We start from the raw sequence: 21717 nt of genomic DNA, 5'->3' as shown, positions 1-21717 counted from the left end.
CTCACTCCTCGGGGATGAGCCCTTCCTTGCGTCCCTGCTCGATGAGCCGCTCCTTGAGGAGCTGGAAGCGCTTGCGCAGCCGCTGGGACTCCTTGGAGAGCTGCGCGTCGGACACCTCGGCCTCCTCGCCCAGCATCACCCGGGCCAGGTCCTTCCACTCCAGGCCCTTGTCGATGCGCAGCACCAGGAGCGTGCGGTCCTCCGGTGGCAGGCTGTCGCGCAGCTCGGCCAGCTTGCTCTTGGCCTCGGTGCGCAGGTAGGGCTTCGTCTGTGTGCGCACCTGCTGCGCGATGGCCGACAGCGCCTCCGAGTCCGGCATGGGCGGGTGCAGCCGCTCGCGGAAGCGCGCGTTGCGCTGGAAGCTGATGGAGACGTTGCGCGCCAGCGTATAGGCCCACGTGCGCAGCGAGCAGGACCAGGTGAAGCCGCCGAGCCCCTTCCACAGGCGCTCGCTCCACTGGGAGAAGACTTCGTCGGCCACCTCCTCGTCCCGGTGCGTGGCCAGCAGCACGCCGAGGATCTCCGGGCCATACCCGCGGATGGCCGTCTCGGCCGCGCGCTCCGGCTGTCCCTGCTCACACAGAAGGCGGACGTCGCGCTCCAGCTCTTCGCGCTGTTGAGGCGTCATGGACGCCATTGTACCGCTGCTGGCTCAGGCCTTGAGCTTCTCGCGCAGCGCCTTGGCGCGGCCCTGCATCTCCGGATCCATGCTGGTGAGCTGGATGGACTTGAGGCGCTCATCCAGGCTCTTGGGCACCTTGGTCTTCAGCTTGCCCTCGCCCTCCATGGCCTCCAGCTTCGCCAGCGCCTTGTCGGCGATGCGCTCGCGGGGGTGGTCCAGCAGGCTGTCCAGGAAGTACGCGTCCTCGGGCAGCTCCGGGTACTTCTCCAGGTAGTCGACGACGCCCTGCACCCACTCCTGGCGGGACTCGGCCTGCTGCAGCTTCTGCATGGCCTGCTTCTGCGTCTTGCGCTTGCCCTCGGGGTCGAACTTCTCGGCCAGCCCCTGGGGCAGCTCGCCGCCGGTGAAGAGGGCGTCCGCGGCCGCCTTGTACTTCTGATAGGAGGCGCTGCGTTCAATCCGCTGCTGGGCGGGGTCATCCTGACGCGAGTGGCTCTTGCTCTTGCCTCGCATCGCGTCGATTTCGCGCCAGCTCTTGTTGCGCTTGCCGGAGAAACCGCCGCCGTCGTTGTCGTCCTTGTCTCGTGCCATCCGTCAACTTCCCTTCCGGGCCTTCCACAGCGCCGCCAGCCCGCGTCGCACCAGGGTGCGCACCCGCGCGGACTCCTCGGCAGAGAGGGGGTGCTCCTCATCCTGCTCCGCCTCGAACAGCGCTTCTTCCGCGTAAGCGGCGAGGGCCTCGGGCACCGGCGGAGCCTCCGTGTCCTCCCTCTCCAGCACCGCCGGGTCCACACTGGCAAGTCCCGGCGGCCAGCCCAGCTCCAACATGGCGTGCAGTTCGAAGAGCAGGTGGCGGGCTGCCGCGTATCCTTCGTCCGTGAGGCCCATGCCGTCAAGGGTGCCCAGCAGCGCGCCCTGCCGGTTGTCGAAGGAGTGCATCCGCCGGGTCCGCTCCTTCTCGTCGTCTTCCAGATAACGCCAGGCGGCCTCGACGAATTCGCTCCCTGGCTCACCGGGGGCGAATGCGGGGGGCGGCACGGGCTTGACCTTCCTGGGCCGGGGCGGCCGGGGCCCCTCCTCGGTCCGGAGGGGCTTGCCTTCGGCCACCAGGTCCCAGAGCCCCAGCAGGTTCTGGAACAGCCGCTGGGCCACCTCGGGCGAGGGGAAGCGCGGCTCCCTCGGGAAGAGGGTGGGGATGACGGCGGTGTGCGGCTGCCCCTCGGCCTGGGCAGTGCGCATGCGGACGATGACTTCGGTGGTGTCGCAGGAGCTGCCGGCGAGCTCCAGCAGCCCGTCGAGCGTCTGTGCGCTCTCGAAGTGGTGTTCGAAGTCGGTGCCTCTTCCCCGTGAGCGGCTCATGGGACAGGGACGCTAGCTCCGAGAGCGGGGAGACGCACGTGTGCATGCTAGGCTTCGCCGACGGATGAACAACCCCTCGCCAGAGAAGCTGAAGGAAGCGGTGCAGGCGCTCTACCGGGTGCGAGCCGTGGAGGGGCCTCCCGGAGACCACGGCCAGCGCTCGGTCTGGCACATGTGCTCCCAGGGGGCCGAGCTGCTGTCGCTCGTGGACCTGGAGGGCCGGGTGCAGCGCCAGGAGCTGACGCTGCTGGAGGACCACTACGTGTGGACCAGCGGCGAGGGGCTGCGCACGGGGCGGGTGGAGGTGGAGGGCGGCTCGAAGGCGGGCCCGGCCTCCCCCATCGTCCACACCGATCCGCAGCTGGTGCCCTTGCGGCTCATGCGGGCCGCGGCGGCGCTCGAGACGTACGAGGGCGAGGACCGCTACATACTCCACATGAAGCGGGTGCTGGCGCTCGCGCGAGAGGGCCTGGCCATGAGGGAGGCCTCCAGCGGCTCCCCCTCGGCCGAGCCGTCGCGGGAGCCTGGGCTGACCGCGGACCCGTTCCGGGAGATGAAGCCCGACTCCGAGGCGGCGCCGAACGTCCCCCCGTCCTCCAGCGGCGAGGGCGTCATGATGCTGGTGGTGTTCGGGTTCGGGCTGTTGGTGGCCATCGCGCTGCTCGTCTGGCTCCTCTGAAGGACGGAGACGGGCCGGGGAGCTTGGCGGCGAGGGGCCTGGGCGCGCGGCCGCTCCGAGGCCTTTCGCAGCGCTTCCCACCCGTAGCGCTTCACCTCCAGCCCGCGGCGCAGGAGCTCGGGCGAGGGGAGGCCGGGAGCCGGAGCACTCCACCGCGCGGGACTCCAGAGGATCTCCGTACCGCCCTGGGCGGGCCCGGCCACGGCGGAGTCCACCTCGAGCAGCGCCACGGCGGAGGCGCCCGCCAGCGCGAGCACCTCGGCCGCGGCGCCGAGCTCCTTCAGGGAGACGTCGTCCGAGAGCTCCAGCCCGACGAACGTCCCCGCGAGGTCCGCGGGGATCTCCGCCAGCGTGGCCTGCACGGAGAGCGTCAGCGGCACGCCGCCTTGAAGCGGCGAGAGGCTCAGCCGGCCCCCCTTCTCCAGCCGGGCGCGCCAGGAGAGGCTGCTCGGGGTTGGCAGGGCGGCGGGAAGCAGGAGCTGCAGCATGCCCGCCCTGGCCGCGAGCAGGGAGAAGAGAGGCTGCCGGGACTGGAACCACTCCAGCGTCGCGGGGCTGGCGGCGTGAGGCTGCTGCCCCACCAACTCCACGGAGCGGGCTCCGGCCAGGGCGCTGGCCTGGATGAGGTGGCGCACGGAGGCACCGGACAGCCGGGCGTCCACCAGCAGCGGCAGCACGGGCTCGGGAGTGGCTCCGCCCCGAGGGGCCGTGCTGGAGGTGGAGTGGAGCGAGGCGGAGAGGGCCTCGGCGAGCGTCCGCGCCGGAGCGCTCCAGGAGAGCCGGGAGCCGACGGTGGGCAACAGGCCCTCCAGCGTGGCGACGGCGACGAGCGGGCGCGGCGTGGAGGCGCGCGGCGTGGAGAGCGTCTGGAAGTCCCGCGGCAGGGACGGAGCGTCGAGCCCCGCGTTGCGGGCGCGCAGCTCCGCCAGGCGCAGCGGGTGGCCGTCCAGCACGAGCAGGGCGGTGACGGAGGCGACGAGGAAGGCGCTGCCCATCCACCCCCGGGCGGGGCGCGTGGCGCGGCGGAGCTGCCACACGAGGAGCACGCCGCCCAGGGTGAGGAGCAGGGCCTCGCAGGCCTGGCGGATGGGCCGCAGGTGCGCCAGCTCCTCGGTTACCTGGCTCAGCAGGCCCACGTGCTCCGGCAGGGGCGCTCGTACCAGGCGGGTGAGCCCCGTGAAGAGCTGGTGGGCCTCCATCGCGCCCACCAGGGCGAGGGCGGCCAGCACGAAGGCGACGACGATGCCGAACAGCAGGCTGGCCGTGGTGCCCCGAGGCGCCGAGCGCCACGGCGCGTCCGAGGAGGCTCCGGTCATGGCCAGCCCCAGCCCCAGCCCCATGAGCAGCGCCATGCTCATCCACGCGCCGAGCATCCGCGCGGCCATGGCCTCCGCCACGCCGAGCGCCAGCGCGGTGCGGGCGTCCGGGGCCTCGAGCCCGGCGATGGCCGTGAAGGTCCGGTCGATGACGGTCTCCGTGCCCAGCAGCCCCACCGTCCACGGCAGGGTGGCCATGCCCAGCATGACGGCCAGCGGCACCACGCGCCCGTTGCCGGTGTGACAGACCATCACCGTCAGGAAGGCCAGCTCCACCAGACCCGAGATCACCACGAGCGAGGTGAACGTCCCCGCGGTGCTCATGATGCGAGACAGCTCCTCAGGTCCCCCCGCCCATGCCACGAGCAGCCATGAGGAGAGCAGAACGGTCATGGGCGCGGTCGCGGCCGCAACCCCACCCGGAGTGACGCTCGGTCTGGCGGTAACAAGCATTTCCGGGAAACTAGGTGCCCGGGGTATCCCTGGTAAGTCAGACTGGAGGCCGACCGACCAGCCAGTACACGACGGTGAACAGCAGGCCGACGATGGGCGCGAGCATGGCGCCGAGGATGACCACTCCCATGCACTTGCCCGGCTCGCAGCCGATGCTGGCACGGGCGAAGAATCCACAGATCAACATGGGCACGTTGAAGCCGAGGAAGAACAGGCCCAGCCCGCGGATGACCAGCCCGCGGTACCAGCTGCGCGTCATGAGGCGGAAGACGACGGGCACCAGGAAGAGGGTGAGGGTGGCCGCGGCGGCCAGGGCCGTCTGACGCACCGCGACGGCCCAGCAGGCGCCCGCCGCCAGCACCAGCGCGGGCACCAGGAGCAGGGCGTTGAGGTTGAGCGGCGACGGCTCGCGCGACATGGCGGGGCGACGCTCGCAAAGCGAGGGCCTTCGGGCAAGCGTGGAGCGGACGGCTCAGGCGGCGACGGCGCCTTCCCCGAGCAGCTGGGCGTAGCGGCCCTGGCGCGCCACCAGCTGCGCGTGGGTGCCGGACTCCACCACCTGGCCGGCGTCCAGCACGACGATGAGGTCCGCGTCCCGCACCGTGGAGAGCCGGTGGGCGATGACGAGCACCGTGCGGCCCTTCATCAGCTCCGCCAGCCCCGCGCCCACCGCCGCCTCGCTGGCCGCGTCCAGGGCGCTCGTGGGCTCGTCCAGCAGCAGCAGCGAGGGCCGGCGCAGGAAGGCGCGCGCCAGGGCCAGCCGCTGCCGCTGTCCGCCGGAGAGCCTCGAGCCGCGCTCGCCCACCGGCTCGTCCAGGCCACCGGGCAGCGTGCGCACGAAGTCCTCCGCGTGCGCCAGCGCGAGGGCTTCCCAGAGCTCCGCGTCGGTGGCCTCGGGGCGGCCCAGCAGCAGGTTGTGGCGCACGGTGCCGGAGAAGAGGACGGGCTCCTGGGGCACCCACGCCAGCTGCGCGCGGACGCTCGAGGGCTTGAGCTCCGGCAGCGGCACGCCATCCCACCGCACCGAGCCTCCGCTCGCGGGCAGGAAGCCGAGCAGCACCGAGAAGAGCGTCGTCTTCCCCGCGCCCGAGGCGCCCACCAGCGCCACCCGCGCGCCCGCGGGCACCGTGAGGCTCACCCCGCGCAGGCCCTCGCGGCCGTCCAGGTACGTGGCGCGCACGTCCTCCAGCACCAGCGCCCGGGACAGCGGCGCGGCCTCGCGGCCCTCGTCGGGCGGGGCGGGCTCGTCCGCGATGGCGAAGAGGCGCTCGGCGGCCACCAGGCCGGTGAGCACCTGCGAGAGCGTGCCGCTGAGGGACTTCACCGGCTGGTAGAGCAGCAGCGCCGCAGCGATGAAGGAGAGCAGCCGCCCGGCCAGCGCGGGCTCGGCCGCCACCGCGCGAGCACCCCACATGACCACCAGCGCCACGCCGACGATGCCCAGCATCTCCACCGTGGGGCTGAAGGCGCCGCGCAGGAAGAGCGAGCGGCGCATGGCGCCCAGGTAGCGCTCGGCCTCCGCGTCGAAGGTGGCCAGCGCCCGAGGCACTCCCCCGTAGGCCTGCACCACGGGCAGGTTCTGGAGCTGCTCGGCGGTGAGCGAGCTGAGCGCGCCCAGGCTCGCCTGGGAGCGGGTGGCCACCTTCTTCAGCGAGCGCGCGAAGCGCGACACCGGGAACACCGTGGCCGGCATGACGACGAAGGTGAGCAGGAAGAGCTTCGCGTCAATCACCGCGCAGGTGACGAGCAGCGCGACAATCTGCATCCCGTCCTTCACGTAGGAGGACAGGGCCTGCGTCACCGAGAACTCCACCAGGGGTATGTCGGCGGTGAAGCGTGAGAGCAGCTCGCCGGAGTGGCGCCGCTCGAAGAAGGCCGGGGGCTGGGTGAGCAGCCGCGCGTAGAAGAAGCCGCGCAGATCCGCCATCACCCGCTGCCCCAGCCGCTGCATCCACCCGCCCTGGAGGAACTGGGCCGTGGCCTTCACCGCGGCCACCGCCACCACGAGCAGCGGCAGCCGGCGCAGCATCTGGTCCGGAGGCAGGCTGAAGCCGGCCACCGCCACGGCCTCACCGGTGAGCACCGCGCGCAGCAGCGGCCCCACCACCCACGCGTACGCCGAGGTGGCCACCGCCGCCAGCACCGAGGCGCCCAGGCCCGCGACGAGCAGCCGCCGGTACGGCCGCAGATAGCTCAGCAGTCGACGGTAGATGTGCGGGGAGGGACGGGGCGCCAAGGCGCGCGGACTCTCTCACCCTGGCTGGCCGGGTCCAAGGCGCTTCGGGGGGCTCGGGACGCTCCCCTGCCTGCTGTGCGGCCCTCCTGCCGCCGCACGCTGGCCCGTACGTTGCTGTAGGCCGGTGTGGCGGACAGCTTTCCGGAAGCCATGGACATCAACGATACGAACCAAAAAGAGGCGCTGTTCAGTCCAGGCTGTGAGCCGGTGGTCGAGGACGAGGAGCGCCGGCGGCTCCTGTGGCTCATGGCTGAGTACTTCCGGACGATCGGGTACACGGACATCAAAGCGAGGCTGCCTGGCTTCATGCCACCGCCCATTCTCTCGGGAACGATCGAGGACCATCGGCCGGACTTCACGTGCCGGCAGACGGACTCGGCTCGTACCCCCATCATCCTGGAGATTGTCACCCCGGAGATGGTGGAGGATCCCATCACGGAGAACCGCTGGAGCCTGCTGGCCAGCGCGGCCAAGCTCTACAACGCGGAGCTGCACTTCGTGGTGCCGAAGTGGTCCGCGATTGGCCCGGTGGACCCGGCACTCAAGCGGCGGCTGGCCCGGATGGAGCTGACGGCCAACCGCGTCTGGATGGTGTAACCGACGACTCGCTCACACCCCTGGATTGCTGGCCTCAAACCCTGCGTTATAGTGGATCAGGTTTCTACGCAGGTTGAAAAGGCCAATAAATCCAGGGGTTTGACGCGATGCCAGCGGCGGCGGGACAGAAGCGCGACTACTACGAGATTCTCGGCGTCCAGAAGAACGTCAGCCCACAGGAGCTGAAGAGTGCCTTCCGGAAGGTGGCCCTCCAGTACCACCCGGACCGCAATCCGGGGAACAAGGAGGCCGAGGAGAAGTTCAAGGAGGCCTCCGAGGCGTACGAGGTGCTGAGCGATCCCGAGCGGCGGGCCCGGTATGACCGGTTCGGCCATGCGGGCGCCAGCGGCCAGGGCTTCGAGGGCTTCGGCGGCTTCCAGGGCGTCAACATCAACGACATCTTCGGGGACATCTTCGGAGAGATCTTCGGAGGCGCGCGCGGCCGGGGTGGCCGTGGAGGCCCGGGGCGTGGGGCGGACCTGCGCTACAACCTGGAGATCTCCTTCGAGGAGGCGGCGTTCGGCTGCCGTCCGAAGGTACCGATTCCGCGACCGAAGAAGTGCGAGACGTGCAGCGGCTCGGGCAGCAAGAGCGGCATGCCGCCCAAGCCGTGCGCCACGTGCGGCGGCGTGGGAGAGGTCCGCTTCACGCAGGGCTTCTTCGCGGTGTCGCGCACGTGCAGCGACTGCAACGGCACGGGCGCGGTGATTCCGGATCCGTGCTCGAAGTGCAAGGGCTCGGGCAAGGTGCCGTCCGAGGAAGTGATCGAGGTGAACATCCCGGCTGGCGTGGACAACGGCACGCGGGTGCGCCTGTCGGGCATGGGCGAGCCGGGAGACCGGGGCGGCACGCCGGGTGACTTGTACGTGACGGTGATCGTCCGCGAGCACCCGCTGTTCCAGCGCGAGGACTACGAGGTGTTCTGCGAGGTGCCCATCTCCTTCACGCAGGCGGCGCTGGGGGCGAAGATCGACGTGCCCACGCTGGACGGGAAGGTGAAGATGACGATTCCGTCGGGCACTCAGTCGGGCAAGGTGTTCCGGTTGAAGGGCAAGGGTATTCCACACCTGCACAGCCAGCAGCGCGGGGACCAGCACGTGCGCGTCATCATCGAGACGCCGACGGAGCTGTCGTCCAAGCAGCGCGAGCTGCTGGAGAAGTTCGCGGAGGCTTCGGGCGAGGAGTCGCATCCGCAGTCCAAGAGCTTCTTCGACAAGGTGAAGGAGCTGTTCGGCTAGGGCAGGGCGGTCCTGATCAGAGCTTCCAGGACCGCTCGAACTGATCCAGGCGCGTGAACTCCACGTTGCGGATTTTCGCGCGCTCGAACGCCTTCTTCACCTCTTCCACGACGAGCTTGTGGCCGACGCGCTCGGCGGGCATGAAGAAGTCGGAGCCATCCCAGGAGTCGGGATCGAAGAAGAGCCCCTTCCAGACGGGGAAGATGCCGGTGGGACGAATCCTGGGCACCTCGATGCCACTGGCCCAGTCGATGTTTCCGCAGCGGCCGGTGATGGCCAGCCCGTGATGGCCTGGGACGAGTTGTCCCTGCTTGTCCCGGACGGCGACGTCGTAGAGAGACCACCCGGTGAACCCGTGCGAGCGCAGCAACTGCACCACGGCGTCCGAGACGATGACCATGGTTGCCATGGTCGTCCAGACCACATCGCCTGGCTTCGCCTGCCCCATGGCCCACTGAACCGGGAGCGGGGGAGTCGGGTGGACTTCGGCACGAGTCAGGCCGAAGGCGTCGGTCCCCACATCCACATCGCCTCTGAACGCCCTCGTGCTCCCCGAGCCCCCTAGATAGAAGAGCTTGTCGAAGCCAGGGAAGGGCCTAGAAGTGGACTTGGAACCCAAATTCGCCTCCCAACTCTCTTCCATGCTGGAGGATCTGTTCGAACGTGCGCTCCCTATCAAAGAACGATTCCCAGCGTTTGGTGTATTCGGCTGCATTTTTGAGGTGGCTGGAGCGCTCCCACCAGGCACCGAACCTCGGGTCGTGGACGTTGATCCCGGCTTGCTCAAACTTCCTTGCGAGCTTCTGAGGGAACACGTGATGAGCGTGTGCGCCATCGGGAAGCTGGCCGGTCAGGCGCGCGAGGTTCTCGCGGAAGTTGCTCTCCGTGAAGGCCCTGAAGCCGCTGCCAGCCGTCCTTGCGGCGCCCGAGACCTGACCAGGACTGCCCTCGGGTGGAGCCTGGCCTGAGCCCATCAGGACGTAGACGGCACCCACGCTGGTTCCCAGCGCCGCGGTGGTCGTGCCCATGGGAAGCGCCACCTGCTCGATGAGCAGGGCGCCCTCGGCCGAGAGTGACAGCACGGGCAGCTCGGCTGTCGTCGTGCCGATGCGTGCCGTCGTCCCCGCGGCACTGCCGTACAGCATGAGCAGGTGCGTGGAGAGCCGGGAAGCCTCCCGGATCTGCTCCTGAAGAGGGAGGGCGGAGTAGCGAGCGAAGTAGTCGGGCGAAGAGGCAATGAGGCCGGCCACGGCGGTCGGCAGCTGCTGGAGGCCCTGGAGGCTGCGAACGGGAGAGGTAACGAAGCGAGCCAGGGCGTGGCCGAGCTCCACCAGGGCATCCTCGCTGCCATCGAGCGCGGCGTTGAACCAGTCGCGCTCCAGGCCCAGCTCGCCCACCAGGCCGCCCGAGAGGTTCAACGACTCGTCCACGGGATAGAAGACGCCGCCCTTGTCCCGGTAGAAGGCTCCCACCTCGAAGTTGCCCGCCATGAGCCTGCCGTCGCGGAGCTCCAGGCGGCCCATGCGCTGGATGGACTTTCCGGAGAGGGCGCTGACGAGGTAGCCGTCGGGGCGCATCACCACCAGGCTTTGAAAGGCGCCCACGCGCCGCACCAGCTCGGAGTAGGGCACGTCCTCATCCCGAGAGAGCACCTGGCGAAGCAGGAAGACGAGGGAGCGGCGCGGGCCGAAGTTCCGCAAGGTCGTTCGGGTACGAGCCAGGCGCTCCCACAGCGCCCGAGCCTCATCAGGCTCCAGCTCCTCTTCCACCTCGAGCCTCGAGTCCTCCTCCACACTTGCGGCCTGGAGCAGGAGCTGAAGGTCATCCTGCTGCTTCGAGAAGCCGAAACAGCCGCCGTCCTGGCAGGGATCGGCTGAGGCCGCTCCGCCTTGAGGAGTGGACTGTCGGCCACCGACGCTGGAGGTCGCACAGCCGGTCATCCACGCCAGCGCCACCAGCATGATCAGCGCTAGTCGAAGGCCCATCGTCGCCATCGGTCGACTCTAGGACCGGGCCATTCGGGATTGCACCCGGTGGCTCACGGCAGACACTGGTCGTCTTCGTGCGCCGTGATTACCTCGGTGTAGTCGCTCCTACCTGTGCGGTGGGCGTGTGCCTGCTCAACCTTCGACGCTTTGTCAGGCGCCGGCGCGCTCGAGTGCCCGCGACTCGACGTTCGTCACGATCAAACCGAGCAGGCACTCACCATCTCGCGGGGCCATGCGCATCTGGGCTGCCACCACCAGAAGCTCTGGGGGGAGTTCACGTGGCCACGTACCGACTCGTCCGCAAGCTGGCCGCGGGCGGCATGGCGGAAGTCTTCCTCGCGAAGGTCGTCGGAGCCGAGGGCTTCGAGAAGCCTGTCGCGGTCAAGCGCGTCCTGCCCTCGCTCGCTCAGGACAAGGAGTTCATCGAGCTGTTCCTGCGCGAGGCCAAGCTCACGGTCTCGCTCCAGCACGCCAACGTCGTCCAGGTGTTCGACCTGGGGTGTGCTCGCGGCCAGTACTACATGGTGATGGAGTTCGTGGACGGCGAGAACCTCCGCGCCCTCCAGCGCGCCGCCGCCGCTCAGCAGGTAGGCCTGGGCCTGCGCGAGGTGTGCTTCATCGTCCAGCAGGTGGCCGAGGGCCTCGCCTACGCGCACGAGAAGCTCGATGCGTCCGGCCGCCCGCTCAACATCATCCACCGCGACATCAACCCTTCCAATGTGATGATCGCCGCCGCGGGCGAGGTGAAGCTCGCCGACTTCGGCATCGCCAAGGCCGCCAACTTCCAGAGCGGCACCCAGGCCGGTGTGGTCAAGGGCAAGCTGGGCTACCTGGCCCCGGAACAGGTGCGCGGTGGCGCGGTGGATCAACGCGCGGATCTCTTCCTCCTGGGGCTGCTGCTCTATGAGCTGCTCTCGGGCCAGCAGCTCTTCTGCGGACCGGACTACTTCCAGATCCTTCGCAACATCTCCTCCTTCGACGTGAAGACGGTGGTGCCCGTGCCGGGCGTGCCCGCGCCTCTGTGGAGCATCGTCACCCGGGCGCTGGCGCCGGATCCCGTGGCCCGCTTCCAGCGCGCGCGCGACCTGTCGGACGCGCTGCAGAACTTCCTCTTCGATCACCGGCTGCGCGTGGGCCCGCAGGACGTGGCCCGGCTCTTCGCGCGCACCTTCCCCGGACGGCGCTCGCCGCTGGACACGGGGACTCCGGGGACGGTGGAGTCGCGCGGCGAGGAGATCCGCCTGGGCGCCGAGGGAGCTTCTCCTCCGGGAGGCTCGCGCACCATTCCGCTCCGCAACGCACCGCAGGAGCCGCCGCGCCCCGCCGTGCCGAAGACGCCACCGCCCATTCCGAGCGCCCCACCGGTGCCAGCGCCCGTGATGGCGGGAGCCAAGACGGTCGCCATCCGCACCCACAGCCGGCCGGAGATGCAGCGTCCCGCCGTACCGCCCATGCAGGGCCCGGTGGGCAACCCCGAGCCGGGGCGCCGCCTCACGCCCGTTCCCCTGCCACAGGGGACCGTCCCGCCGGAGCCCTCGCGCCGCATCGTCCTGCCGCAGCGCTCCGCGACCGCGCAGCTCCTCCAGCTCGGCGCGCTGCGCCCGCGTCCGTCGGTGCGCCGCCCGCTGGGAGAGCTGCTGCTCGCCGCGGGCAAGCTCACGGAGGCGCAGCTCCGAGGCATGCTCGAGCGGCAGCGCCGCGAGGGCGGCAAGCTGGGCGAGCGGCTCGTGGCCGAGGGCCTCGTCACGGACGAGGAGCTGGTGGCCGCCATCGGCGAGCAGCTCGGCATTCCCTTCATCGCCGAGCACCAGCTCCGCACGCTGCCGGTGCCCACGCCGCTGCTGTCGCTGCTGCCGGTGGAGCACGCCGAGCGCTTCGAGGCCGTGCCGCTCACGCTCCAGGGCAAGGAGCTGTTCTGCGCCATGCGCGAGCCGCAGAACCTGGAGCGTCTGGACGAGCTCCAGTTCCGTACCGGCTACGCCGTGCGCGGAATCCTCGCCAGCGAGGGAGCCATCCGCCGCACCATCAACCGCTTCTACCGCGGCGAGGATCCGCGGGAGGGCCCCGACTGGGCCAACATGATGAAGGTGAGCGCGTCGGAGACGCAGCTCGGCGTCACCCCCTTCGCGGACAAGCACACCCGCACTCGCGAGCGCGTCCTCGACGAGACCTCCTTCACGCCTGCTCAGGCTCAAGCGCCGCAGACTCCCGCACCGCCGCCTGCTCCGGCGCCGCAGCCGACACGCTCTCCGCCCCGCTCCCTGGCTCGCATGATGCTGGTGGTGGCGGATGATCCGGAGCAGCGAGAGGCGGCCGTGCGTCTCTTCTCGCGTCAGGGCGTCGCGGCGGCCGGCAGCTCCAGCGCGGAGGCCGAGCGCGCCGTGGCCCTCGGCGGCATCGAAGTGGCCCTCGTCGCGGCCGACACCCTGCAGGACGCGCCCGCCGTGGTGGCCCGCCTCCTGGCGGCGGCTCCCGCGATGGAGGTGCGCGTGCTGCCCTCGCTGGCCGAGGCGCTCGGCGGCGAGGCCGGACCGCTGGGACGCGCGGCCCGGCTGCACGCCCGGGTGCTGGATGCGGCGCTCGCCGCCCTGGGAGGAGCCGGTGTGCAGGGCGCGGCCCTGGCGAAGCTGGCCCGGCGCGTGGCGCTCCGGCTCGGTGCGGGCAGGGCGGAGGCGGAGCGCGCCTCGGCCGCCGCCTACGCCATGGCCTGTGCCGCGCGCCTCGAGGGCAAGGGCACCTTCGCCCGGCCCAGGTGCGAGGCCGTGCGCGCGGTGTTCGGCCGGGATGCGGGCGAGCTGGCCTCCGTGCTGGGCGCACCCACGGAAGGCTCGGCGACTCCTCCAGGCCGAGCGGCCCTGGCGCTGACCGCCGCCACCGCGCTGATGGAGGCCGTCGGCACGGGCTCTCCGACGCCGGACGATGCCTCGCGCGCGCTCGTGCGCCTGCGGGAGGAGGGGCGGGTGCCCGCCGTCGCCCTGGAGGCCCTGGCCGCCGAGGTCTCCGAGCTGGTGCTGGGAGACGCCACCTCGCCCACCATCGTGCTGGCCGAGCCCGACCCGGCTCGCTCCGCCACCTTCCAGGCGCGCTTCCTGGCCGAGGGCGTGCGCGTGCTGCTCGCGGACTCGATGGCGCGGGCCCGGGAGCTGCTGGAAGGGGGCGCCAGCGCGCTGGTGGTGGGCTCGCGTCTACCGGACGGGGAGGGCACCGCGCTCACCCGCCTGCTGCGAGCCGCCGCGCCCACCGCCGCACTGCCCATCTTCCTCCTCGCCCCGCCGGAAGACCCGGGCGTGGTGGAGGAGGGGCTCGATGCCGGAGCGGATGACGTGCTCACCTACCCGGTGAACCCGGACGTGCTCGCGGCCAAGGTGCGCCGCTCCCTCCAGCCTCGCCGCTCCATGGCGGCCGTCGCGGGCTGAGTGCCGGGCGGGCTGCCTTCCTCCGAGCGTGCGAGCCCTCCTGACCGCAAGGCGCGGTTCAGCACCCGCGGTCACTCCGAGAAGCCCTCGGAGTGTCAGGCACTTGGAAGGGGCATGGGCACTGCAAGCGCCGAGACGTCTTCCCCGGAATCTTCCGGTCGCTCGATTGTCGACGGAGGCGCACCCACACTGCTATGCACCCCCCCACCATGGAAGTCCTCACCACTTCGCGCCGAGCCCTGGGGCTGGCGCTGGCGCTGCTGCTGACCGCCTGTCCGAAGACGTCGTCTCCCGTGCGTGGAGGCGGTGGAGGTACCGACGGAACCACTTCCGAGGACGGCTCCCTGCCGACCCGCCCCCGGGTGGAGGCCAGGAAGGACGCGGCGGCGGACGCCGCGCTGGCCCAGGCCATCGAGTCCGCGGCCCGGGCGACGGACAAGAAGCAGGCGGCCGAGGTGTTCATCGGCGTGCGCAAGGCGTACCCGGAGACCACCGCGAGCCAGGAGGCGCTCTACCGCGCCGGCGTCCTCTACTTCGAGTCCGAGGACTACGCCAACGCGCGCAAGGCCTTCAACGAGCTGCTCTTCGAGAACCCGCTCCACCCCCAGTCCGAGGACGCCAAGAAGAAGCTGGCCCTGTCCGCGCTGGAGGTGGGCGCCTACCGGGACGCCTACCAGACGCTCTCCAGCCTCGCCGAGCGGGCCGAGGGCCCCGAGCGTGACAAGCTCCTCGAGGACGCCGCGCGCGCCGCCGAGGGCGCGGGCCTGTACGGCGCGGCGCTCGACATCGCCGTGAAGGCGGCCGGAGACGCGAAGACGCCCGAGGAGCAGAAGGAGGCCGTGGCCCGGGTGGAGCAGCTGGTGGAGGGCCGCGCGGCCTTCGTGGACGTGGCCCGCGTGGCCGAGGGGATGTCTCCGCGGCACCCGGCCTGGCCCGTGCTCACCTTCAAGCTGGCGCGCATCTACTACCACCTGCGGGACTGGACGCGGCTGGAGGAGACGCTCCAGCGCTTCCTCCAGGAGGCGCCGAGCCACCCGTTCGCCGCGCAGGCCAAGGAGCTGCTGGCCCGCTCCTCGCGCCGCGTGGAGGTGCGTCCCAAGACGGTGGGCGTGCTGCTGCCCATGACGGGGCGCTACAAGCCCATCGGCGAGGCGGTGCTGCGCGGCGTGCAGCTGGCGCTCAACGGCAGCGACATCGAGCTCATCGTCAAGGACACCCAGGGCGAGGTGACGCTGGCCGGCCAGGCCGTCGAGCAGCTCGCCTTCGACGAGGGCGCCATCGCCATCCTCGGGCCCCTGCTGCCGGATGACTCGCGCCGCGCCGCGCTGGTGGCCGAGGAGCTCCAGGTGCCGCTGCTGACGATGACGCGCGCCGAGGGCATCACCGACATCGGCTCCTACATCTTCCGCAACATGCTCACCAACTCCGCGCAGGCGCAGGCCATCGCGGACTACGCGATGAAGGTACGGGGCTTCAAGCGCTTCGCGATGCTCTACCCGAACATCCCCTACGGCGTGGAGATGGCCAACGGCTTCTGGGACGAGGTGCTGGAGAACGGCGGCACCGTGCGCGGCGCGGAGAGCTACGCGCACGACCAGACGACCTTCACCAACGAGGCCAAGAAGCTCGTCGGCCGCTACTACCTGGAGGACCGCGCCGACTACATCGAGGGCATGCGCGACGTGAACTCGCAGGAGCTGGACGCGTTCCGCAAGCGCAAGGCCGTGGAGAAGGTGAAGAGCGGCCTGGAGCCCGTCATCGACTTCGACGCCATCTTCATCCCGGACGACTGGAAGCGCGTCAGCCTGGTGGGCCCGGCGCTCGCGGTGGAGGACATCGTCACCAACGCGTGCGACCCGAGGGACCTGGAGCGCATCCGCAAGACGACGGGCAAGAAGGACCTGAAGACGGTGACGCTGCTGGGCACCAACACGTGGAGCAGCCCCAAGGGGCGCTCGGGCCTGCCGGAGCTCATCGAGCGCGGCGGCAAGTTCGTCACCTGCTCGGTGTACGTGGACGGCTTCTTCATCGACTCGCAGCGGCCGGCCACCAGGAAGTTCGTCCAGGCCTTCCGCGAGGCCTACAAGGACGTGGACCGCGAGCCGGGCCTGCTGGAGGCCATCGGCTACGACTCGGCGATGATGCTGCGGCAGCTCATCCAGAAGCAGCGCCCCAACACCCGCGCCGACATGCGCGAGGCGCTCTTCAACCTGAAGAACTTCGAGGGCGCCACGGGCCGCACTTCCTTCAGTGACAAGCGCGAGGCCGTCAAGCCGCTCTTCCTGCTGTCCGTGGACAACAAGGGCGTCAAGGAGCTGCCGCCGGAGACGGCGACGGGAGGCTCGGGCTCATGAGCCAGCAGGTGCGTCTGCTGCTCGCCGCGGCGCTGGTGCTCGGAGCGGGCTGTGCCCACAAGCCCGCCACGCTCTCCTCGGACACGCTCTCGCGGCTGGAGCAGACGCCGGGCGGCTACCTGGCCGGAGCCCCGAAGGAGCTGGGGGACGGGCCGGTGCTCAACAACAAGGACTTCGTCTGGTCCCTGGACTTCTCCCCGGACAGCTCCCGCGTGGCGTACACGCACCTGGGCTCGAAGTTCTACCTGCTCGGGCTGTGGACGCTGGGCACGCCGCCGGTGCTCGTGTCCGACAAGAACGTGAACACCTACGAGGCGGACCTGGAGGCGGTGGCCTTCTCCGCGGACGGCGGCCTGCTGGCCACGGCGGGGCGGGATGGCGCCGTGCGCCTCTTCGATGGCGCCACCGGCGAGCCGAAGGGCCAGGTGGTGACGGAGGAGCCGCTCACCGCGGTGGCCTTCCACCCGAGCGGCCGCTACATCGTCGCGGGCAGCGCGCGGGGGCTCGTCTCCATCTTCACCCTGCCGCAGCTCTCCTTCATCTTCGAGTCCCGCGCCCACATGGGGCAGGTGAGCGCGCTCGCGTTCGCGCGGGACGGGACGCTCTACTCGGGAGGCTGGGACAAGCACGTGCGCGTGTGGGCCACCCGCGAGGAGGCGCTGCGCACGGATCAGGCCCGGGTGCTCTTCGAGCGGCGCGGCGGCTTCACCGTGGTGCGGGGCGCCGTCAACGGCAAGGCGCAGGTGACCTTCGCGGTGGACACGCGCGCCCCGGCCATCATCCTCACCACCGAGGCCGCGGGCCAGGCCGGCATCGACGTGGCCTTCCTCAAGGAGACCGTCACGGTGCCCACGCCGCTGGGCAACACGGTGGCGCGGCTGGCGCGTGCCCAGTCCCTGCGCTTCAAGTCCATGCCGGTGGAGGGCGTGGACATCGCGGTGTGCGACGTGTGCGTCCCCTCGGGCGCCCAGGGAGTGCTGGGCACGCCCTTCACGGACCGCTTCGACGTCTCCTTCGACGAGTCCACCCACGAGGCCATCCTCACCTCGAAGGCGGGCCCGGCTCCCGGCGCGGAGACGCAGGGGCTGACGCTGGCGCCCCAGGCGGACTTCGCCTTCGAGGGCTACGTCAACGACGTCACCCTGGACGCGAAGGGCCTGCGCCTGGGCGTGGCCTTCTCGGAGGAGAAGGCCGAGCGCAGCCGCGCCGTGTACGAGCGGGAGAAGAAGGGCGTCCAGGAGCCCACCGCCGCCTTCAATGCGGGCGCGCTGGTGGACGCCGCCTCCGGCAGGATTCTCCAGAAGTGGTCCATCCACGGCGGCGTGGTGTCCAGCGCCGGCATCTCTCCGGATGGCCGCTCGCTCGTCACCGGCGGCTGGGACAAGCGCGTGCTGCTGCTCACCGAGGGGCAGGAGCAGCTCCAGGGGCAGCGCGGCTTCGGCTGGTCCGTGCGCCGCGTGCGCTTCAGCCCGGACGGGCGCTGGATCGGCGTGGCGGCGTGGACGCCGCAGAACCCCATCGGAGATCAGGAGAGTGATCCGGCCGCGGCGCTCTTCCAGGTGCTCTACGAGTCGGCCTCGGTGGAGCGGCGCTGACTAGAAGTTCTGGCAGATGGCTTCCGGGGGCAGCCCTCGCGCCCGGAGCGCCGCCACCACGCCCTGCACCATCTCCTGCTGGCCGCACACGAAGGCCAGCGTGCCCGGCGTGAGGGGCTCCTCGGCCAGGTGCGCCTGCACGTAGCCGGTGAGCCCCTGCCACCCGCTGGCGCCGGGCTGGCTCACCGTGCGCACCACGCGGATGGAGGCCTGCTCCCACGCCTCGAAGTCCCTCGCGTAGGCGAAGGCGCCAGGTGTACGCACGCCGAAGTACAGCGTCACCCGGCCATAGGTCTGGCGCTCCCGCCGGATGCTCTCGATGACGGAGCGGATGGGCGAGATGCCCGAGCCGGTGGCGAACAGGAGCAGATCCCTCCCCCGGGCCTGATCCAACGGGAAGCCGCGCCCCTTGGGAGGGCTCACCTCCACGCGCTCACCCAGCGGCAGCACCAGCAGCGCGCTCGTCAGCGGGCTGCCCTCCTTCACCAGCAGGTCCCACCTCGCGGTACCCGGGGGAGAGGCCAGCGCGAACAGCCCCTCCTCATGGCCGGGCAGGCGCAGGTGGACGTACTGGCCTGGCCGCTGGTGGGCACCCGTCAGGGGGGTGTCCGAGAGATCGAGCGTCAGGTCGGTCAGTCCATCCGCCGCGGGCGAGCGGGAGACCAGGGTGGCGGGGTGCCATTGGGTCATGTCTTCCTCGTTTTAACCCGCGAGCCGTTTGGGCGCTGCCCTGGTAGCCTTGGGGCTGTGAAGGCCATCATCTGGTTCATTCTGTTCTTGTTGGGGCTCGCCGGGGTGCTCGTCCCGATCTCCTACCTCTACAACGCGAGCAAGCTGCCCTCGATGGAGAGCGAGTTCGACATCGAGAAGCAGCTCAAGCACAGCATCGAAGGCGAGCGGATGAGCCTGGTGTCCGGCATGTACGTGAAGCCGGACCGCCCCATCACCTTCAACCGCCCGGACTTCAGCCGGCTGCCGAAGGATCTGGTGGCCATCTACATCACCCAGATGGGCTGTCCCCGCTTCTTCCAGACGCCTCGAGAGGATGGGGCGGCGTGGGCTTGGCGGCTCTTCGTCGGAATCACGACGGGCGGCCAGCCCGAGGGAGACGGGGCCTGTGAGCGCCTGCTGGCCCTGCGCATCGCCTGGAAGCTGGGGGTACGCGACGAGACGGAGCTCACGGTGGCCGCCAACAAGCTCCATGCCTTCCTCCAGAAGGATCAGCTCATCGCCTACGACCTGGCCATCATCACCTTCGAGCGCGGCCTGGTGGGCGTGGAGGACGTGGCCTTCAAGCTCTTCGGGAAGGAGCTGGACAAGCTCTCGCTCTCGGAGCTCGCCGAGCTGCAGCTCGCGCTGCCGCCGTACGGCTACTACTACGACCTGAAGGCGTGCGTGAACCAGGCCATCATGAAGCAGAACCGGGACCTGATCCTCAAGTACACCGCCGGGGAGCAGCTGCTCAGCGCGGACAAGGTCAACAACGCCATGGCGCAGCCGGTGTTCTGCGCCTCTCGCAAGTAGCGCTCCTCGCAGGCAGCGCCTCTCGCCAGCAGCGCGCGCGGCGGTGGCCCGCGGCGGCTACTGCCGCTTGAGCAGGGCCTTTTCCAGGAAGTCGAGCGTCTTGGCGACCTCGCGCAGGTCCTCGGCGTCGCGCGCCTTGCGCGTGTCGGCGCGCAGCTCCCGGAACTTCTTGCGCGCCAGCTCCGCGCCCTGGATCTCCTGACCGCGGGCCAGGCGCGCATTCAGATCGCGCTCGAGCCGGTCGATGTTCTCGAGCATCTCGGACGCGCCGGCCACGGTGCCGGAGCTGGGGCGGTTGGTGTTGCGAGGCTTGGGCGTCTCGGGCTGCGCCACGGCCTTGCTGTCCTCCGGCGGCTTCGCGGTCTCCGGGGGCGGGGTGGGGTTCGCCGGGTTCGGCGACACCGGGCTCGTCCCGGGAGAGGGGTTGGCCAGGACCGGATCGACCGGAGGAGGCGCCGGCGGCCCCGGCTTGTCGGAAGGCGGGGTGGGCTCGGGGTTGGCCACGGCCGGAGGCTTCACGTCCGGAGCGGGCGTGTCCCGGTTCCACAGCAGCAGGCCCACGGCCGCCAGGAACGCCACGACGCCCACCACCATCGGCATCAGGCGCCGCATGGGCGCGGGCCGGCTCGCGGCGCGAACCTCCGCGGGGATGACCTCGGGAGCGATGGGCGTCGGGGCCTGGGGCTGACGCGGCGCCGGGTCCTCCACCTTCACGATGTCGTTGGGGACCGTGGCGGGCTCGGAGCGCTTGGGCAGCTCGTCGGTGGGCGCGTTCGAGGCGTCCGCGGAGGCGGCCCTGGGCGCCGCGGCGGCGGACGGAGACGTGGTGGGCTCGGGAGGCAGCGTGGCGGGCGCGGGCCCGGGCGTGGGCACTCGCGTGCCGCCGGTCGCCCCGTTGGCGGAGGCCTGGGCGCGCGTGGGCCGCAGCATCGTGCGGCGCAGGCGGTGCAGCTGCTGCCGCAGGGCGTCCGCCGAGCTGGGACGCGCCTCGGGGTCCTTCGTCAGCATCTGCAGGATGAAGGCATCCAGCGCGGGCGGCAGCTCGGGCACGAACTCCGAGGGCCGCGGCGGACGCGCGTCCACGTGCTTCATCAGCAGGTCCACCGGCGAGGTGCCGATGAAGGGCAGCCGGCCGGTGACCATCTCGAAGGTGACGACGCCCATGGCGTACAGGTCCGTCATCGGCCCCACGGCCTGGCCGCGGGCCTGCTCCGGCGCCATGTACTCGGGCGTGCCCACCACCATGTCCGTGCGCGTCTGCGCGGTGCGCGCGGCGGCGCCGCTCTGGCCCTGCTTGGCCAGACCGAAGTCCAGCAGCTTCACGTAGCGCGTGCCGCCCGGCTCGCGCACCAGGAAGATGTTGCTCGGCTTGAGGTCTCGGTGCACCACACCCGCGCCGTGCGCGGCGCCCAGCGCGGCCAGCACCTCGTCCAGGATGGAGAGCGCCTCGGTGGGCGGCAGCCGGATCTTCTCGGCCAGGTAGCCGTCCAGCGGCTGCCCGTCGAGGAACTCCATGACGATGTACTGCCGTCCGTCCGGCACCTGCCCGAAGCCGAAGATGTCGATGATGCCGCGGTGGCGGATGGCGTTGACGGCGCGGGCCTCGGCCAGCAGCCGCGCCACCTGCTCGGGGGCCTGGGCCAGCTCGGGCCGCAGCACCTTCACCGCCACGCGCTTGCCGATCAGCGGCTGGATGCCGTCATAGACGAAGCCCATGCCGCCCACGCCGATGCGCGAGCGCAGCTCGTACTCGCCCAGCTTCATGCCGATGAGCGGATCGCGCGTCGGCGGCTCCTCTCCCCACATGGGAGACGCGGGTTCGGAGGAGTCCATGTCACTCGGGGCCTGGCTACGGGGAGGAGGCTCCTCGCCCCAGGCGAAGGGGGCGTTGCGGCCTCGGGAGGGGGGCTCATCACCCCACACCTTGGCGAGGGCCTCGATCTGCGTGTCCTCCTCGTCCCGGGCCATATAGGACGAGAGAATCACGGTCCCGTCCCGAGGGCACACACCGGCGCCGGGCGGAACTTCGAGACCACAGGTTTCACAGGTGCGCGCAGAGGCCATCGGGGAATTCAGGGTTCGCAGCCTAGCAGACTGCGGGACTGTCGCCGATCTGTCGTCTCCAGGAAAGCAGACCGGCAGGCGGGCGCTCTGGCTAGCCTGTCCTTCCATCCTGACACGTCGCCCACCTTCACTCGACGTGATGGGAGGGATGGAATGCTGCCCTCACAGCGGATCAGCGCGGTCTCCGCCTCTGCGATGCTACCTGTCGGGTCGCCCTGAGGGATAGGAGCCAGCCGTGTCATCCAGAGGCTCCTGTCCTTCATGAAGACTCCCGTT

Annotated in this window: 16 protein-coding genes; 7 read left to right on the top strand and 9 right to left on the bottom strand. The window is 70.7% G+C overall.

The genetic code is table 11. The features are described 5' to 3' along the window. Position 1: 1 nt before the first annotated feature. The 3 genes from KY572_RS37945 to KY572_RS37935 are packed head-to-tail and all read right to left on the bottom strand — an operon-like array spanning position 2 to position 1981. Positions 2-628 carry an RNA polymerase sigma factor gene (locus tag KY572_RS37945; RefSeq protein ID WP_224248606.1) on the bottom strand — a complete coding sequence of 209 codons (627 nt, stop codon included), beginning with the start codon at positions 626-628 and terminating at the stop codon, positions 2-4. A gap of 24 nt (positions 629-652) precedes the next feature. Continuing rightward, positions 653-1213: a hypothetical protein gene (locus KY572_RS37940; protein ID WP_224248605.1), complete on the bottom strand. Its 561-nt coding sequence runs from the start codon at positions 1211-1213 to the stop codon at positions 653-655. A 3-nt stretch (positions 1214-1216) separates the two neighbouring features. Next, entirely contained in the window at positions 1217-1981 is a 765-nt protein-coding gene (locus KY572_RS37935; RefSeq protein ID WP_224248604.1) for a hypothetical protein, read from the bottom strand. Positions 1982-2021: 40 nt separating this feature from the next. Here KY572_RS37935 and KY572_RS37930 point away from each other — a divergent pair, with 40 nt between their 5' ends. Further along, on the top strand, positions 2022-2660 hold the full coding sequence (locus KY572_RS37930) for a hypothetical protein (RefSeq protein WP_224248603.1): 639 nt from the start codon (positions 2022-2024) through the stop codon (positions 2658-2660). A gap of 1806 nt (positions 2661-4466) precedes the next feature. Here the strand turns inward: KY572_RS37930 and KY572_RS37925 are convergent. Together KY572_RS37925 and KY572_RS37920 are read right to left on the bottom strand one after the other, a co-directional pair. Further along, positions 4467-4847, bottom strand: a complete 381-nt coding sequence (locus tag KY572_RS37925) for a hypothetical protein (protein WP_224248602.1) — start codon at positions 4845-4847, stop codon at positions 4467-4469. A gap of 54 nt (positions 4848-4901) precedes the next feature. After that, complete coding sequence (locus KY572_RS37920; protein WP_224248601.1) at positions 4902-6665, bottom strand: ABC transporter ATP-binding protein; 1764 nt, start codon at positions 6663-6665, stop codon at positions 4902-4904. Positions 6666-6815: 150 nt separating this feature from the next. Here KY572_RS37920 and KY572_RS37915 point away from each other — a divergent pair, with 150 nt between their 5' ends. Both KY572_RS37915 and dnaJ read left to right on the top strand, forming a co-directional pair. Continuing rightward, positions 6816-7262: a hypothetical protein gene (locus KY572_RS37915; RefSeq protein WP_224248600.1), complete on the top strand. Its 447-nt coding sequence runs from the start codon at positions 6816-6818 to the stop codon at positions 7260-7262. Between the two features lie 107 nt (positions 7263-7369). After that, positions 7370-8500: a molecular chaperone DnaJ gene (gene dnaJ / locus KY572_RS37910; RefSeq protein WP_224248599.1), complete on the top strand. Its 1131-nt coding sequence runs from the start codon at positions 7370-7372 to the stop codon at positions 8498-8500. Positions 8501-8516: 16 nt separating this feature from the next. Here dnaJ and KY572_RS37905 read toward each other — a convergent pair whose 3' ends face one another. Next, on the bottom strand, positions 8517-8909 hold the full coding sequence (locus tag KY572_RS37905) for a hypothetical protein (RefSeq protein WP_224248598.1): 393 nt from the start codon (positions 8907-8909) through the stop codon (positions 8517-8519). 187 nt (positions 8910-9096) lie between these two features. After that, positions 9097-10494, bottom strand: a complete 1398-nt coding sequence (locus tag KY572_RS37900; RefSeq protein WP_224248597.1) for a TIGR02269 family lipoprotein — start codon at positions 10492-10494, stop codon at positions 9097-9099. A 272-nt stretch (positions 10495-10766) separates the two neighbouring features. Here KY572_RS37900 and KY572_RS37895 point away from each other — a divergent pair, with 272 nt between their 5' ends. From KY572_RS37895 to KY572_RS37885, 3 genes are all read left to right on the top strand, one after another. Continuing rightward, on the top strand, positions 10767-13904 hold the full coding sequence (locus tag KY572_RS37895; RefSeq protein WP_224248596.1) for a protein kinase domain-containing protein: 3138 nt from the start codon (positions 10767-10769) through the stop codon (positions 13902-13904). A 209-nt stretch (positions 13905-14113) separates the two neighbouring features. Next, entirely contained in the window at positions 14114-16258 is a 2145-nt protein-coding gene (locus tag KY572_RS37890) for a penicillin-binding protein activator (protein WP_224248595.1), read from the top strand. Further along, positions 16255-17853, top strand: coding sequence for a WD40 repeat domain-containing protein (locus KY572_RS37885; protein ID WP_224248594.1), 1599 nt, complete (start codon positions 16255-16257; stop codon positions 17851-17853). The genes KY572_RS37890 and KY572_RS37885 overlap by 4 nt, the downstream gene beginning before the upstream one ends. On the opposite strand, the gene KY572_RS37880 is transcribed toward KY572_RS37885, so the two are convergent. After that, the gene (locus KY572_RS37880; RefSeq protein WP_224248593.1) at positions 17854-18543 is read right to left on the bottom strand and encodes a ferredoxin reductase domain-containing protein; all 690 of its coding nucleotides are present in this window, start codon (positions 18541-18543) and stop codon (positions 17854-17856) included. It lies immediately after the preceding gene. A 57-nt stretch (positions 18544-18600) separates the two neighbouring features. Between KY572_RS37880 and KY572_RS37875 the strand changes: the two genes are divergently transcribed. Further along, positions 18601-19377 carry a transglycosylase domain-containing protein gene (locus KY572_RS37875; protein WP_224248592.1) on the top strand — a complete coding sequence of 259 codons (777 nt, stop codon included), beginning with the start codon at positions 18601-18603 and terminating at the stop codon, positions 19375-19377. Between the two features lie 57 nt (positions 19378-19434). Here the strand turns inward: KY572_RS37875 and KY572_RS37870 are convergent, their stop codons facing one another. Beyond that, positions 19435-21441 carry a serine/threonine-protein kinase gene (locus KY572_RS37870; RefSeq protein ID WP_224248591.1) on the bottom strand — a complete coding sequence of 669 codons (2007 nt, stop codon included), beginning with the start codon at positions 21439-21441 and terminating at the stop codon, positions 19435-19437. Positions 21442-21717 lie beyond the last annotated feature (276 nt).

The sequence above is a fragment of the Hyalangium gracile genome (assembly GCF_020103725.1).
GTDB classification, from domain to species: domain Bacteria; phylum Myxococcota; class Myxococcia; order Myxococcales; family Myxococcaceae; genus Hyalangium; species Hyalangium gracile.
This window is presented reverse-complemented; position numbering and strand designations above follow the sequence as displayed.